Below are 15,904 nucleotides of genomic sequence, written 5' to 3'. Positions count from 1 at the left end.
GACAAGCCGAAGCGAGGGTCTTTTGCCATGGATGGCAAAAGTAGCGCCCAGGGAAGGGTTTACAGCGCCCTCGCGAAGGCTTGGCGCCGGAAAGCTCTCTCCCAGTCATCATCGAGTCTGTCTTTACACTGAATTAGCCGCGGGAACCGTCATGCCAAAACGTACCGACATCAACAGCATCCTGATCATTGGCGCAGGCCCCATCGTCATCGGCCAGGCCTGCGAATTCGACTACTCCGGCGCCCAGGCCTGCAAGGCGCTGCGCGAGGAGGGTTATCGGGTCATTCTGGTTAACTCCAACCCCGCCACCATCATGACCGATCCGGCCATGGCCGATGCCACCTACATCGAGCCGATCACCTGGCAGGCGGTGGAGAAGATCATCGAGGCCGAGCGCCCCGACGCCATCCTGCCCACCATGGGCGGCCAGACCGCGCTCAACTGTGCGCTGGAACTCGACAAGCACGGCGTGCTGGAGAAGTACGGCGTGGAGATGATCGGTGCCAACGCCGATGCCATCAACAAGGCCGAAGACCGCGACCTGTTCGACCAGGCCATGCGCCGCATCGGCCTCGAGTGCCCCAAGGCCGAGGTCGCCCACAGCATGGACGAGGCTTGGCGCATCCAGGCGTCGCTGGGTTTCCCGGTGATCATTCGTCCCTCCTACACCATGGGCGGCTCCGGCGGCGGCGTGGCCTACAACAAGGAGGAGTTCGAGGAGATCTGTACCCGCGGCTTCGAGCTCTCCAACAACCATGAGCTGCTGATCGACGAGTCGCTGCTGGGCTGGAAGGAGTACGAGATGGAGGTCGTGCGCGACAAGCACGACAACTGCATCATCGTCTGCGCCATCGAGAACTTCGACCCCATGGGCGTGCACACCGGCGACTCCATCACCGTGGCCCCGGCCCAGACGCTGACCGACAAGGAGTACCAGATCATGCGCGACGCATCGCTTGCGGTGCTGCGCGAGATCGGCGTCGAGACCGGCGGCTCCAACGTGCAGTTCGGCGTCGACCCCACCACCGGGCGCATGGTGGTGATCGAGATGAACCCGCGGGTGTCGCGCTCCTCGGCGCTGGCCTCCAAGGCCACCGGCTTCCCGATCGCCAAGATCGCCGCCAAGCTGGCGATCGGCTACAGCCTGGACGAGCTGCAGAACGACATCACCGGCGGGCGCACCCCGGCCTCGTTCGAGCCGTCCATCGACTACGTGGTCACCAAGATTCCGCGCTTCACCTTCGAGAAGTTTCCCCAGGCCAACGACCGCCTGACCACCCAGATGAAGTCGGTGGGCGAGGTGATGGCCATCGGGCGCACCTTCCAGGAGTCGCTGCAGAAAGCGCTGCGCGGCATGGAAACCGGCAACGACGGCCTCGACCCCATCGTCACCGACTTCACTCCCGAGGCCATGGCGCATATCAAGGGCGAGCTGCAGGCCGCCGGCGCCGAGCGCATCTTCTTCATCGCCGATGCCATGCGCGCCGGCATGAGCGTCGACGAGATCTTCACGCTGACCAACATCGACCGCTGGTTCCTGGTCCAGCTCGAGGACCTGATCAAGAGCGAGGCCGCGGTCGCCAAGCGCTCGCTCTCCGAGTTCTCGCCCCGCGAGCTGTTTGGCCTCAAGCGCAAGGGCTTCTCCGACGCGCGCCTGGCCAAGCTGCTGGGTGTCTCCGAGAAGGAGTTCCGCAAGACCCGCCAGAAGGCCGGCATTCGCCCGGTCTACAAGCGCGTCGACACCTGTGCCGCGGAGTTCGCCTCGGATACCGCCTACATGTACTCCACCTACGAGGAGGAGTGCGAGGCCGAGGTTTCCGAGCGCCAGAAGATCATGGTGCTGGGCGGCGGACCCAACCGCATCGGCCAGGGCATCGAGTTCGACTACTGCTGCGTCCACGCCGCCTTCGCCATGCGCGACGACGGCTATGAGACCATCATGGTCAACTGCAACCCGGAGACCGTCTCCACCGACTACGACACCAGCGACCGCCTCTACTTCGAGCCGGTGACCCTGGAGGACGTGCTGGAGATCGCCGACAAGGAGAAGCCGGTCGGGGTGATCGTGCAGTTCGGCGGCCAGACGCCGCTCAAGCTGGCCCGCGAGCTCGAGGCCGCCGGGGTGCCGATCATCGGCACCACCCCGGACGCCATCGACCGCGCCGAGGACCGCGAGCGCTTCCAGCAGATGATCGACAAGCTGGGCCTCAAGCAGCCGCCCAACGCCACCGCGCGCAGCTTCGAGGAGGCCTTCGCCAAGGCCGAGGCGATCGGCTACCCGCTGGTGGTGCGCCCCAGCTACGTGCTCGGCGGCCGCGCCATGGAGATCGTCTACGACGCCTCGGAGCTGGAGAACTACATGACCCATGCGGTCAAGGTCTCCAACGACTCGCCGGTGCTGCTCGACCACTTCCTCAACGCCGCCATCGAGATCGATATCGACGCGGTCAGCGACGGCCACGAGGTGGTGATCGGCGGCATCATGCAGCACATCGAGCAGGCCGGGGTGCACTCCGGCGACTCGGCCTGTGCGCTGCCGCCTTACTCGCTGCCCGCCGAGGTGCAGGACGAGATGCGCGAGCAGGTCAAGCGCATGGCGGTGGAGCTCGGCGTCAAGGGGCTGATGAACGTGCAGCTGGCCTGGCAGGATGGCGAGATCTACGTCATCGAGGTCAACCCGCGCGCCTCGCGCACCGTGCCCTTCGTCTCCAAGTGCATCGGCACCTCGCTGGCGCAGGTGGCGGCGCGCTGCATGGCCGGAACCACGCTGGCGGCCCAGGGCTTCACCCGCGAGATCGTGCCGCACTTCTACAGCGTCAAGGAGGCGGTATTCCCGTTCAACAAGTTCCCCGGCGTCGATCCGATCCTGTCGCCGGAGATGAAGTCCACCGGCGAAGTGATGGGCTCAGGCGATACCTTCGCCGAGGCCTTCTACAAGGCGCAGCTCGGCGCCGGCGAGGCGATCCCGGCGCTGAGCGGCGAGCGCAAGGCGTTTCTCTCGGTGCGCGAGCCTGACAAGGCCGACGTTATCGAGGTGGCCGAAACTCTGCTAGGATTGGGCTTTACTCTTTGCGCGACTCGCGGCACCGCTGCTGCCCTCGAGGCCGCCGGGCTCCCCGTCGAGGCCGTCAACAAGGTCTTCGAAGGTCGTCCGCATATCGTCGATATGCTCAAGAACGACGAAGTGGCCTATATCGTCAACACCACCGAAGGCCGTCAGGCCATCAACGACTCTTCGGTGATCCGCCGCACCGCTCTCGCCCGTAAGGTGCCCTACGCAACGACCCTGGCAGGTGCCAGGGCCGTGTGCATGGCATTGGAGTACGGCAACCAGATTACCGTGCGGCGGCTTCAGGAACTGCATGCAGGAGCACCACAATGAACAAGGTCCCGATGACCGTCGCAGGCGAGCAGCGCCTGCGTGAAGAGCTCGATCAGCTCAAGGGCGTCGAACGGCCCAAGGTGATCAATGCCATCGCCGAGGCGCGTGAGCACGGCGATCTCAAGGAGAACGCCGAGTACCATGCCGCTCGTGAGCAGCAGGGCTTTATCGAAGGGCGCATTCAGGAGATCGAAGGCAAGCTCGGGAGCGCCCAGGTGATTGACGTCACCAAGCTGCCCAAGACCGGCAAGGTGATCTTCGGCGTGACCGTGGCGCTGCTCAATCTGGATACCGACGACGAGGTGGTCTACCGCATCGTTGGTGAAGATGAGGCCGACATCAAGGCCGGCCGCATCTCGGTCACCTCACCCATCGCCCGCGCGCTGATCGGCAAGGAGGAGGGTGACGCAGTGGTGGTCAACACTCCTGGCGGCGAGGTCGAATACGAGATCCTCAGCGTCGAGCATCTGTAAGTCGGAAGCTAGAAGAGCGAAGATGTAACAGAGGCCGCCTGCTCCGGCGGCCTTGTTCGTTGGGCAAAGGGGGGCTTCCCTCTTATCCCTTCCTTCTTTCCTCTCTGCTCTGCGTCAGTGCCGCCCGTGGTGGCCCTCGAAGCGCTTGACGTTGGAGAGCTTGGGGTTGGCCTTGGGGTTGTGGCGGTAGAGCAGGGCGACCTTGCCGATGGTCTGGATGCGCTCGGCAGCGCTCTGGGCCACCAGCTCCTCGAGCATGGCGGCGCGGTCGTCGCGCTCCGGCAGGGCCAGCTTGATCTTGACCAGCTCGTGGTCGTTGAGCGCCCGCTCGAGCTCGGCGAGCACGCCCTCGGAGATGCCGTTCTCGGACACCGTGACCACCGGGTTGAGATGGTGGCCGATGCTGCGAAATGCTTTCTTTTGTGCCTGTGACAAGCTCATGGTATCTTGAGGGTCCAAAGTTGCGCTGAACCCGCCATGTTACGGCGAAAGCGGCGCGTGCGAAAGCCTCCCTCCGCTACTCTTCGAACCGACATCAGAATCAGGTGATGCCGTGGGCCGCTCTACCCGCTCCAGCAAGTCCTCTTCGCCCGCTGCGGCTGCTGCGCGCGGCGCCAGCAAGACCAGCAAAGGCTGGTTGAAAGAGCACTTCGACGATCAGTATGTGCAGCGCAGCTGGCAGGATGGCTACCGCAGCCGGGCCAGCTACAAGCTGCTCGAGCTGGACGCCAAGGACGCCTTGCTGCGTCCGGGCATGGCGGTGATCGACCTGGGCGCGGCGCCCGGCGGCTGGAGCCAGATCGCCGCGGAAAAGGTCGGCCCCGAGGGCGTGGTGATCGCGTCGGACATTCTCGAGATGGACGCCCTGGCCGGTGTCGACTTCATTCACGGCGATTTTACCGAGGACGCGGTGCTCGAGGCGATCCTTGCGGCACTCGATGGACGCCCGGTAGACCTTGTGATGTCCGACATGGCCCCCAATATGAGTGGTATGGCCGCCATCGATCAGCCCCAGGCGATGTATCTCGTCGAACTGGCGCTGGATCTGGCGCAGCAGACCCTGAGACCCGGCGGCCGATTCGTGGCCAAGGTCTTTCAGGGCGAAGGATTCGACGACTACCTCAAGGCGCTGCGCAGCAGCTTCGGCAAGGTGGTCACTCGCAAGCCGGACGCTTCCCGGGCGCGCTCCCGTGAGGTTTACCTGCTGGCGGAGCAATTTCGTGGTTGAGCGGATAGCGTCAGGCTACCGCCACGATAGACAGACACCCGCAGACAAGTGTGGCAATGTCGATCGACGAGCATGGATGTGGTTGAACGCCCGCATCTGCTGTAGTGTCGAAGACCTATGCCCGCTTGGCAGTCCGTTTTCAGCAATGAGGGTACTCCCTTGAATGATATGGCGAAAAACCTGATTCTGTGGTTGGTCATCGCGGCAGTGCTGCTGACGGTGTTCAACAACTTCAGCGTCGACAGCTCACCCCAGGCGATGAACTACTCGCAGTTCGTCCAGCAGGTGCAGAACCAGCAGATCCGTAGCGTCACCATCGATGGCTATACCATCAGCGGTGAGCGCACCGACGGTTCGCAGTTCCAGACCATCCGCCCGGCGGCAGAAGACCCGCAGCTGATCAACGATCTGCTCTCCAACGACGTTACCGTGGTGGGTCGTGAGCCCCAGGAGCAGAGCCTGTGGACGCGGCTGCTGATTGCCAGCTTCCCGATCCTGATTATCCTCGCCATCTTCCTGTTCTTCATGCGCCAGATGCAGGGCGGTGCCGGCGGCAAGGGTGGGCCGATGAGCTTCGGCAAGTCCAAGGCCAAGCTGCTCTCCCAGGACCAGATCAAGACCACCTTTGCCGATGTGGCGGGTTGCGACGAGGCCAAGGAAGAGGTCGAGGAGCTGGTCGACTTCCTGCGCGACCCCTCCAAGTTCCAGCGCCTGGGCGGCACCATCCCGCGCGGCGTGCTGATGGTGGGCCCGCCGGGTACCGGTAAGACGCTGCTCGCCAAGTCCATCGCCGGTGAGGCCAAGGTGCCGTTCTTCTCGATCTCCGGTTCCGACTTCGTCGAGATGTTCGTCGGCGTGGGCGCCTCGCGGGTGCGCGACATGTTCGAGCAGGCCAAGAAGCAGGCGCCGTGCATCATCTTCATCGATGAGATCGATGCCGTGGGCCGCTCGCGCGGCGCCGGCATGGGCGGCGGCAACGACGAGCGCGAGCAGACCCTCAACCAGCTGCTGGTCGAGATGGATGGCTTCGAGGCCAACGAGGGCATCATCGTGATTGCTGCCACCAACCGCCCCGATGTGCTCGATCCGGCGCTGATGCGTCCCGGCCGCTTCGACCGCCAGGTGGTGGTCGGCCTGCCCGATATCCGCGGTCGCGAGCATATCCTCGGTGTGCACCTGCGCAAGGTGCCGCTGGCAGACGACGTCAAGCCGGTGTTGATTGCCCGCGGTACCCCGGGCTTCTCCGGTGCCGACCTGGCCAACCTGGTCAATGAGGCGGCGCTGTTCGCCGCGCGGCGCAACAAGCGCCTGGTCAGCATGGAGGAGTTGGAGCTGGCCAAGGACAAGATCATGATGGGCGCCGAGCGCAAGTCGATGGTCATGACCGACAAGGAGAAGCTCAACACCGCCTATCACGAGTCGGGCCACGCCATCATCGGCCTGGTGATGCCGGAGCACGACCCTGTCTACAAGGTCACCATCATTCCCCGTGGGCGTGCTTTGGGCGTGACCATGTTCCTGCCCGAGCAGGACCGCTATAGCCTGTCGCGCCAGCAGATCATCAGTCAGATCTGTTCGCTGTTCGGCGGTCGTATTGCCGAAGAGATGACGCTTGGCCCCAACGGCGTTACCACGGGTGCCTCGAACGACATCAAGCGCGCCACCGAACTGGCCCACAACATGGTCGCCAAGTGGGGGCTCTCCGACGAGATGGGCCCGATCATGTACGACGAGGACGAGTCGCACCAGTTCCTCGGCGGCCCGGGCCAGGGCGGCAAGCTCAAGTCCGGCGAGACCACTTCGCGGCTCGACAAGGAAGTGCGCAAGATCATCGATGGCTGCTACGCCGAGGCCAAGCGTATTCTCGAGGAGAATCGCGACAAGCTCGATGCCATGGCCGAGGCGCTGATGCAGTATGAGACCATCGATGCCACCCAGCTCAAGGACATCATGGAAGGGCGCCCGCCGAAGCCGCCGGAAGGTTGGGAAGATCCCAGCAATCCCAGCGGCGGTGCGCCCGGCGCAGAAGCGCCGGCGGCCGAGGCCAGTCCCGAAGCGCCGGTCGATGATCTCGACGACGGCGACGAAGAGGACGACGACGAGCCGCGGCGTCGCCCCTCCGACCCGCTGGGCGGTCCGGCCGGCCACTGAGGATCCGCCAGCCATGTAGCGAGGCGCCGCAAGGCGCCTCGTTGCGTTGTGAGGCGACCCGCCACAGCGCGGCTTGCGCCTTGCCGAGGGGCTGATTAGAGTGAACGCCTTTGCCTGGCCGCGCGAGCCACGAACAGCATCAGGACCACTTCATGAGCGATAGCAGCGCTGTACTGCACTGCGGGCGGCACCGTCTCGACCTCTCCTATCCCCGTGTGATGGGGATTCTCAACGTCACCCCGGACTCGTTTTCCGACGGCGGCCGCCATATCGTCGTCGACGATGCGCTGCGCCACGCCGAGCGCATGCTCGCCGAGGGCGCAGCGATCATCGATGTCGGCGGCGAGTCGACGCGCCCCGGTTCACGCTCGATCCCCGCCCAGCAGGAGCTGGATCGCGTGGCGCCGGTGGTCGAACGGCTGGTGCGCGAACTCGATGCGCTGATCTCGGTAGACACCAGCAGTCCCGTGGTGATGCGCGAGACCGCAGCGCTCGGCGCCGGCATGCTCAACGACGTGCGCGCGCTGCGCCAGGAGGGCGCGCTGCAGGCGGCGGCACGCAGCGGTTTACCGGTCTGCGTCATGCACCTGCTGGGCGAGCCCAGCGACATGCAGCGCGCCCCGCACTATGCTGAGCCAATAGAAGAGGCGGTGGCGCAGTTTCTCGCCGAGCGCATCGACGCCTGCGAGGCGGCCGGGCTCAAGCGCGAGCGGCTGATCCTCGACCCGGGCTTCGGGTTCGGCAAGACCGTCGAACATAACCTGCGCCTGCTGCGGCGTATGCAGCACCTCGAGACGCTGGGGCTGCCGCTGCTGGTGGGCATGTCGCGCAAGAGCATGATCGGCAAGGTGCTCGAACGGCCGGTGGAGGAGCGCCTGCCCGGCGGGCTGGCGCTGGCCGCACTGGCCGTCGAGCGCGGCGCGCGCATACTGCGCGTTCACGATGTGGGGCCCAGCGTGGACGCCGTCAACATGACATGGGCTGTGCTACAGGAAGGCTTGGAACCATGAGCAAACGCTATTTCGGAACCGACGGGATTCGCGGCACGGTGGGGGAGTACCCCATCACCGCCGACTTCATGCTCAAGCTTGGCTGGGCGATGGGGCGGGTGCTGACCGAGCAGGGCAACGCCAAGGTGTTGATCGGCAAGGACACCCGCATCTCGGGCTATATGTTCGAGTCGGCCCTGGAGGCCGGGCTCTCGGCGGCGGGGGTGGACGTCTCGCTGCTGGGGCCGATGCCGACGCCGGGCATCGCCTACCTGACCCGTACCTTCCGCGCCGACGCCGGGATCGTCATTTCGGCCTCGCACAATGCCTTCGCCGATAACGGCATCAAGTTCTTCTCCGCCGAGGGCACCAAGCTGCCGGACGCGGTGGAGTCGCGCATCGAGGCGATGCTCGAGGAGCCGCTGACCACGGTGGATGCCGCCGAGCTTGGCAAGGCGGTGCGCATCAACGATGCGCCGGGGCGCTACATCGAGTTCTGCAAGTCGACCATTCCCGACCGGCTCAGCCTGCATGGCCTGAAGATCGTCCTCGACTGCGCCCACGGTGCCACCTATCACATCGCACCCAGCGTGTTCCGCGAGCTGGGTGCCGAGGTCAGCCTGATCGGTGCCAACCCCGACGGCCTGAATATCAACCAGGAGGTTGGCTCGACCTATCCGGCGGCGCTGCGTGCGGCGGTGATCCAGCAGGGCGCCGATCTGGGCATCGCCTTCGATGGCGACGGTGACCGGGTACTGCTGGTCGATGCCGACGGCCGCGAGATCGACGGCGACGACATCCTCTATCTGATCGCCCGCGATCGCCACAGCCGCGGCGAGCTGGGCGGCGGCGTGGTCGGCACGCTGATGTCCAATTTCGGGTTGGCCGCGGCGCTGGAGACGATGGGGGTGCCCTTCGAGCGCGCCAAGGTCGGCGACCGCTACGTGATCGAGAAGCTCAACGCCAACGGCTGGCAGCTGGGCGGCGAGTCCTCCGGGCATATCGTCTGCGGCCACGTGCAGACCACCGGCGACGGCATCGTCTCGGCGCTGCAGGTGGTGGCGATCATGATCCGCGAGGGCGTGCCGTTGGCGCGCCTGCTCACCGGGCTGGAAAAGGCGCCCCAGGCGCTGATCAACGTGCGCCTGACCCAGGGCACCAATGCCAAGGCAGTGATGGAGAAGCCGGCGCTGCAGGCGGCAGTAGTTGCGGTCGAGGAGGAGCTGGGCGACCAGGGCCGGGTGCTGCTGCGGCCGTCTGGCACCGAGCCGCTGATTCGGGTGATGGTCGAGGGGCGCCCGCATCTCGACGTAGAGGGACTGGCGCGCCGGCTGGCCGGCGACGTCGAGGGTCTGCTGGCCTGAATCACGGCTCGGGTTGTCAAGCCGCGGTTGTCATGCTAGGGCCGCTCCTATACCATTTCGCTCCATCTTGAGGGAGGACAGCTGATGCGTGCGCCGCTGATTGCCGGCAACTGGAAGATGAACGGCTCCACCGAGCTGGTCGAGGCCTTCGGCCGTGCCTTTTCCGAGGCGCGCTTGCCGAGTGGCGTCGAGGTGGTGATTCATCCGCCGTTCCCCTACCTCGAGGCGGCACGGCGGGCCTTCGCCTCAACGCCGCTGGGGCTCGGCGCGCAGACCCTCAATCCGCTGCATAGCGGTGCGCGCACCGGTGAGGTCAGCGGTGCCATGCTCAAGGAGTTCGGCGTCGGCTATGCGCTGGTCGGCCACTCCGAGCGTCGCCAGCTCTACCGCGAGAGTGACGACGACGTCTACGACCGTCTGATCGCCGCGCTGAGCGCCGATATCCGGCCCATTCTGTGCGTCGGCGAAACCCTCGAAGAGCGCGATGCCGGGCGCACCGAGGAAGTGGTGCTGCGCCAGGTCGGGCATGCCATGGCGCGGTTAGAGCCGGCCCAGCGGACGCGGCTGGTGATCGCCTATGAGCCGGTCTGGGCGATCGGTACCGGGCGCACCGCAACGCCGCAGCAGGCGCAGGACGTGATGGCCGCGATCCGCGCCTATCAGGCAGGCTATGACCGCGACCTCGCCGCGCGCCTGCCGCTGCTCTACGGCGGCAGCATGAATGCCAGTAACGCGGCTGAGCTATTGGCTCAGCCGGACATCGACGGCGGCCTGGTGGGCGGTGCTTCGCTCAAGGTCGACGATTTTCTAGCCATTTGTCAGTCAGCAGGTTGAACCCATGCAAGTAGCCATTCTCATGATTCACGTGGTGATCGCCATCACCCTGGTTGCGCTTATCCTGCTGCAGCAGGGCAAGGGCGCCGAAGCCGGCGCCGCCTTCGGCGGCGGTGCCTCTCAGACGGTGTTCGGTTCGCGCGGCTCTGGAAGCTTTCTCGCCAAGTTCACCGCGCTGCTTGCCGCTTCGTTTTTCGTGACCTCGATGGCGCTGGCCTACTTTGCCACCCAGGCCAGCCAGGCGCCGGAAGCGGGGATTCCCGATTCGCGGCTAATTGAGCAGCAGCAGGGCGTACCAACCCTTGACGATGAGGCCGCGGATATGGATAATACCGCGCCAGTGCTCGAGGAAAGCAGCGACTAACTGGCGCTGTCGATTCAGTACTCCCCTGTTGCCGAAGTGGTGGAATTGGTAGACACGCTATCTTGAGGGGGTAGTGACCTTACGGTCGTGCGGGTTCAAGTCCCGCCTTCGGCACCAAAACCTGAAGTACGCGCCAGGCGCGGGTTTCAGTAGCAAGAGTGGCATCGGCGATAGCGGCCGGCCCAGGGTGGTTTGCTCAATGAGCTTCCTTGACGCTGGATAGCCCGCTAGCTATACTCGCCGACCTGTGATGCGGGGTGGAGCAGTCTGGTAGCTCGTCGGGCTCATAACCCGAAGGTCATCGGTTCAAATCCGGTCCCCGCTACCATCTTGGATCTGATGCAATCAGGGGCCGAGTTGGTAAGAAAGGTTTCTTGTAAAAGGCCCCTTCCAGTGAAGGGGCTTTTTGTTAGCAGCTCATCTGTTGACCGTTCATTCGTTAACAGCCCGTGCTGATAGCACGCCAATCAGCCACCTAGCTGTCTCTTCATCTCCTGGCCAGGTGCCTGACGCAACGGCTGTAGGAGTCTTCGTCTGTGGCAATCAAGGACGCCGCGCTACACGCGCTAATCGAGCCGGTGGTGACCTCCATGGGTTTCGAGCTGTGGGGGATAGACTATCTTTCTCAGGGCAAGCACTCCCGGCTGGTGATCTATATCGATGGCCCCGAGGGGGTGACGGTCGAGAACTGTGCAGACATCAGCCGGCAGGTTAGCGCCGTGTTCGACGTCGAGGATCCGATCGCCGGGGAATATCGTCTCGAAGTGTCTTCTCCCGGCATGGATCGGCCGCTGTTCTCCCTCGATCATTTCGAGCGCTACGCCGGACACGTCGTGGCACTCAAGCTACGCGCCCCCTACGAGGGACGTCGCAAGTATCAGGGCTTGCTGGCCGGCATCGAAGGCGATGACGTGCTGCTACAGCTCGACGGTGAAGAGTACTGCTTTCCCATCGACGGCATCGATCAGGCACGCGTCGTGCCGCAGTTCGAGGAGTGAGGCCGGTGGCGATGAATAAGGACAGGTTTTCTGGCGAGGCAAAGGCATGAGCAAAGAGATTCTGACGGTCGTAGATGCGATCTCGAACGAAAAGGGCGTGCCCCGTGATGTGATTTTCGAGGCCGTGGAAGCGGCCCTGGCCAGCGCGTCGCGCAAGCGCTTCGAGCAGGAGGAGGCCACGGTGCGGGTCAAGATCGACCGCGCCACCGGTGACTACGATACTTACCGCTTCTGGACCGTGGTCGAGGACGACGAGTTCGAGACCCCGGATCATGAGATCAAGCAGAGCATCGCCGAGCAGCGCGATCCGCCGCTGGCGCTTGGCGACGTGGTCGAGGAGAAGATCGACAACGCCGTCTTCGGGCGCATCGCGGCACAGACCGCCAAGCAGGTCATCGTGCAGAAGGTGCGCGAGGCCGAGCGCGCCGAGGTGGTTCGCCAGTACACGGACCGTGAGGGCGAGCTGGTTGCCGGCATCGTCAAGAAGACCACCCGCGACGGTCTGATCATCGACCTGGGCGACAACGCCGAGGCGTTTCTGCCGCGCGGCGAGATGATTCCCGGCGAGCGCTACCGCATGAACGAGCGGGTGCGCGCCCTGCTGGTCAAGGTCGACGCCGAAGCGCGCGGTTCGCAGCTGATCCTGTCGCGTACCTGCCCTGAGCTGATCATCGAACTGTTCAAGATCGAGGTGCCGGAAATCGCCGAGCAGCTCATCGAGATCAAGGGTGCGGCGCGCGATCCGGGCTCGCGGGCCAAGATCGCGGTCAAGACCAACGACCGCCGCATCGATCCGGTCGGCGCCTGTGTCGGCATGCGCGGCTCGCGGGTGCAGGCCGTGTCTACCGAACTGCAGAACGAGCGGGTCGATATCATCTTGTGGGATGACAACCCCGCGCAACTGGTGATCAACGCCATGGCCCCGGCCGACGTTGGCTCGATTCTGGTCGACGAGGACAGCCACGCGATGGATGTCGCGGTGGCCGAAGACAACCTCGCTCAGGCCATCGGTCGCAGCGGTCAGAACGTGCGCCTGGCGTCCGAGCTGACCGGCTGGCGGCTCAATGTGATGACCGAAGAAGAAGCCGAGGGCAAGCGCGAACAGGAGATCGACAGCCTGGTCGAGCACTTTATCAACCACCTCGAAATCGACGACGAGCTGGCACGCATCCTGGTCGAGGAGGGCTTCACCTCGCTGGAGGAGATCGCCTATGTGCCGCTCGAGGAAATGCTCGAGATCGAGGAGTTCGACGAGGATCTCGTCGAAGAGCTGCGCGCACGCGCCAAGGACGAGCTGTTGAACCTGGCCATTGCCTCCGAAGAGGAGCTCGACGGCGCCCAGCCGGCCGAGGACCTTCTCGAGATGGACGGCATGGAGCGTCATCTGGCCTTTATTCTGGCCAGCCGGGGGATCGTCACGATGGAGGACCTTGCCGAGCAGTCCGTCGATGATCTCAAGGACATCGAGGGTGTGGACGAGGAGCGCGCCGCGGCACTGATAATGACTGCCCGTGCGCCTTGGTTCGAGAGCGAACAGTAATCAGGTCACGGGCTCAGGAGGGTCGTAATGTCAGAAATGACCGTTAAAGATTTCGCAGTCAAGGTGGGGCGCGACGTGCCTCGCCTGCTGGAACAGATGAAAGAAGCCGGGCTGCCGCACAAGTCCGAGGGCGACGCCGTGTCCGAAGAGGATAAGCAGCGCCTGCTCGACTACCTGACCAAGAGCCACGGCGGCAGCAGCGCCGGGGCGCGCAATCGCATCACCCTGACGCGGCAGACCAAGAGCCGTATCAGAAGCGGCGAGCGCGGCAAGACCATCGAGGTGCAGGTGCGCAAGAAGCGCACCTACGTCAAGCGCGAGGAGCCGGCGGCGGAAGAGCCCAAGGCCGAGGAAAGCGGTCCGCGCCAGCTGGTCGGCGACATGGCCGACTCGCGTCAGCAGGCCGAAGAGCAGGCCAAGGCCGCCGAGGCCGAGCAGGCGCGTCAGGCCGTTGCCGACGCCGAGCAAGCCACTGCAGCTGAACAGGCCAAGACGGCCGAGCAGGCCAAGGCGGCTGAACCGGTCAGCGAGCCGGCGGTCCCGGTCCCCGACCTCAGCGCCGCCGCCGGCGACGCCGAACAGCCGCCGGCACCGCCCAAGGAGGGCCGCGAGCAGCGCCGCGTGCCCAAGAAAGCCGCGGCCAAGAAGAGTGGCCGTGGTGGGCGCGACGATGACGACCGCGGTGATCGCGAAGAGCGCCGTCGCGGCGCTGGCGCCAAGAAGGTCAAGCGCGCCGAGCGGCGTGGTACGCGGCGCGGTGGTCGCGACAGCGGCGGCGGCAAGCACGGCTTCCAGAAGCCGACCCAGCCGATCGTGCGCGAGGTGTCGATCCCCGAGTCGATCAGCGTTGCCGACCTGGCCGACAAGATGTCGATCAAGGCCAACGAAGTGATCAAGGCGATGTTCACCATGGGTGCCGCGGTGACCATCAACCAGACCATCGACCAGGACACCGCGGCGATCGTCGTCGAGGAGATGGGCCACACGCCCAAGCTGGTCAAGGACGATGCGCTGGAGACCGAAGTCCTCGAGGGCATCTCCTACGAGGGCGAAGAGATCACCCGTGCCCCGGTAGTGACCGTGATGGGTCACGTCGACCACGGCAAGACCTCGCTGCTCGACCATATCCGCAAGGCCAAGGTTGCCACTGGCGAAGCTGGCGGCATCACCCAGCACATCGGCGCCTATCATGTCGAAGACAAGCACGGCGGCGTGACCTTCCTCGATACTCCGGGCCACGCGGCGTTTACCGCCATGCGTGCCCGCGGGGCCAAGGCCACCGACGTGGTCATCCTGGTGGTGGCCGCCGATGACGGCGTGATGCCCCAGACGGTCGAGGCGATCGAGCACTCCAAGGCGGCAGAAGTGCCGATCGTGGTAGCGGTCAACAAGATCGACAAGGAAGGCGCCGACTTCGACCGGATTCGCAACGAGCTCTCTCAGCACGGGGTGATTTCCGAGGAGTGGGGGGGCGACACTCAGTTCGTCCACGTCTCGGCCAAGACCGGCGAAGGCATCGATGCGCTGCTCGAGGCGGTACTGCTGGTCTCCGAAGTGCTCGAGCTCAAGGCGGTACCCGAGGCACCCGGCAAGGGTGTGGTGGTCGAGTCACGTCTCGACAAGGGCCGCGGCCCGGTGGCCACGGTGCTGGTCCAGAACGGTACCCTGAAGAAGGGCGATATCGTGCTGGCCGGCCTGCACTACGGCCGCGTGCGTGCGCTGACCAACGAGCTCGGCAAGCAGGTCGACAGCGTTGGCCCGGCCATGCCGGTGGAGATCCAGGGCCTCGACGGTACCCCGGATGCCGGTGATGACTTCATGGTCCTGGCCGACGAGAAGAAGGCCCGCGAGGTCGCCAACTTCCGTCAGGGCAAGTACCGCGAGGTGCGTCTGGCGCGCCAGCAGAAGGCCAAGCTGGAGAACATGTTCAGCCAGATGGGCCAGGACGAGGCGGCCAAGGTCAACATCGTGCTCAAGGCCGATGTGCAGGGCTCGCTGGAAGCCATCAAGGGCGCCCTGGAAGAGCTCTCCACCGACGAAGTGCAGGTGGCCGTGGTCTCCTCCGGTGTCGGCGGTATCACCGGCACCGACGCCAACCTGGCCCTGGCCAGTGACGCCATCGTGGTCGGCTTCAACGTGCGTGCCGACGCCTCGGCCCGCGAGATCATCGAGCGTGAAGGCCTGGATCTGCGCTACTACAGCGTCATCTACCAGCTGATCGACGAGGTCAAGCAGGCCATGAGTGGCATGCTGGCGCCGGAGTGGAAGGAAGAGATCGTCGGTATTGCCGAAGTTCGCGACGTCTTCCGCGCCCCCAAGATCGGCGCCGTGGCCGGCTGCATGGTGGTCGAGGGCAACGTGCACCGCAACAAGAAGATCCGCGTGCTGCGCGACAACGTGGTCATCTACGAGGGCGAGCTCGAATCGCTGCGCCGCTTCAAGGATGACGTCAACGAAGTTCGCCAGGGCATGGAGTGCGGTATCGGCGTCAAGAACTACAATGACGTCCAGACCGGCGACAAGATCGAGGTCTTCGATCAGGTCAAGGTCGAGCGCACCCTGTAACGGCGCCAGGAGTCAG

The 15,904-nt window shown here is 64.9% G+C and carries 12 protein-coding genes and 2 tRNA genes; 13 read left to right on the top strand and 1 reads right to left on the bottom strand.

Translation table 11 applies throughout. From position 1 onward, the window contains the following. Positions 1 to 151: 151 nt before the first annotated feature. Both carB and greA read left to right on the top strand, forming a co-directional pair. Complete coding sequence (carB, locus tag QC821_RS00195) at positions 152 to 3,382, top strand: carbamoyl-phosphate synthase large subunit (protein ID WP_309715329.1); 3,231 nt, start codon at positions 152 to 154, stop codon at positions 3,380 to 3,382. Further along, positions 3,379 to 3,855 carry a transcription elongation factor GreA gene (gene greA, locus QC821_RS00190; protein WP_095620757.1) on the top strand — a complete coding sequence of 159 codons (477 nt, stop codon included), beginning with the start codon at positions 3,379 to 3,381 and terminating at the stop codon, positions 3,853 to 3,855. The genes carB and greA overlap by 4 nt, the downstream gene beginning before the upstream one ends. 114 nt (positions 3,856 to 3,969) lie before the next feature. On the opposite strand, the gene yhbY is transcribed toward greA, so the two are convergent. Next, entirely contained in the window at positions 3,970 to 4,296 is a 327-nt protein-coding gene (gene yhbY / locus QC821_RS00185) for a ribosome assembly RNA-binding protein YhbY (protein WP_309715324.1), read from the bottom strand. Positions 4,297 to 4,408: 112 nt separating this feature from the next. On the opposite strand from yhbY, the gene rlmE reads away from it, so the two are divergent. The 11 genes from rlmE (at position 4,409) to infB (ending at position 15,888) form a co-directional block, all read left to right on the top strand. Next, entirely contained in the window at positions 4,409 to 5,083 is a 675-nt protein-coding gene (gene rlmE, locus QC821_RS00180; RefSeq protein WP_309715321.1) for a 23S rRNA (uridine(2552)-2'-O)-methyltransferase RlmE, read from the top strand. Between the two features lie 159 nt (positions 5,084 to 5,242). Next, positions 5,243 to 7,234, top strand: coding sequence for an ATP-dependent zinc metalloprotease FtsH (gene ftsH, locus QC821_RS00175; RefSeq protein ID WP_309715318.1), 1,992 nt, complete (start codon positions 5,243 to 5,245; stop codon positions 7,232 to 7,234). Between the two features lie 152 nt (positions 7,235 to 7,386). Next, the gene (gene folP / locus QC821_RS00170) at positions 7,387 to 8,244 is read left to right on the top strand and encodes a dihydropteroate synthase (RefSeq protein ID WP_309715315.1); all 858 of its coding nucleotides are present in this window, start codon (positions 7,387 to 7,389) and stop codon (positions 8,242 to 8,244) included. Continuing rightward, positions 8,241 to 9,587, top strand: a complete 1,347-nt coding sequence (glmM, locus tag QC821_RS00165) for a phosphoglucosamine mutase (RefSeq protein WP_309715313.1) — start codon at positions 8,241 to 8,243, stop codon at positions 9,585 to 9,587. The genes folP and glmM overlap by 4 nt, the downstream gene beginning before the upstream one ends. Positions 9,588 to 9,671: 84 nt before the next feature. Then, on the top strand, positions 9,672 to 10,421 hold the full coding sequence (gene tpiA / locus QC821_RS00160; protein WP_309715310.1) for a triose-phosphate isomerase: 750 nt from the start codon (positions 9,672 to 9,674) through the stop codon (positions 10,419 to 10,421). 4 nt (positions 10,422 to 10,425) lie between these two features. Continuing rightward, entirely contained in the window at positions 10,426 to 10,785 is a 360-nt protein-coding gene (gene secG, locus QC821_RS00155) for a preprotein translocase subunit SecG (RefSeq protein ID WP_095620764.1), read from the top strand. 30 nt (positions 10,786 to 10,815) lie between these two features. After that, positions 10,816 to 10,902, top strand: a tRNA-Leu gene (locus QC821_RS00150). A 134-nt stretch (positions 10,903 to 11,036) separates the two neighbouring features. Next, positions 11,037 to 11,113: transfer RNA gene (locus QC821_RS00145), tRNA-Met, on the top strand. 208 nt (positions 11,114 to 11,321) lie between these two features. Further along, on the top strand, positions 11,322 to 11,783 hold the full coding sequence (gene rimP / locus QC821_RS00140; RefSeq protein ID WP_095620765.1) for a ribosome maturation factor RimP: 462 nt from the start codon (positions 11,322 to 11,324) through the stop codon (positions 11,781 to 11,783). Positions 11,784 to 11,829: 46 nt separating this feature from the next. After that, positions 11,830 to 13,323 (top strand): transcription termination factor NusA, encoded by a 1,494-nt coding sequence (gene nusA / locus QC821_RS00135; protein WP_309715301.1) that lies wholly within the window; start codon positions 11,830 to 11,832, stop codon positions 13,321 to 13,323. A 27-nt stretch (positions 13,324 to 13,350) separates the two neighbouring features. Then, positions 13,351 to 15,888: a translation initiation factor IF-2 gene (infB, locus tag QC821_RS00130; RefSeq protein WP_309715298.1), complete on the top strand. Its 2,538-nt coding sequence runs from the start codon at positions 13,351 to 13,353 to the stop codon at positions 15,886 to 15,888. Positions 15,889 to 15,904: the final 16 nt, after the last annotated feature.

The organism is Franzmannia qiaohouensis (assembly GCF_031451695.1).
Lineage (GTDB): Bacteria > Pseudomonadota > Gammaproteobacteria > Pseudomonadales > Halomonadaceae > Franzmannia > Franzmannia qiaohouensis.
This window is presented reverse-complemented; position numbering and strand designations above follow the sequence as displayed.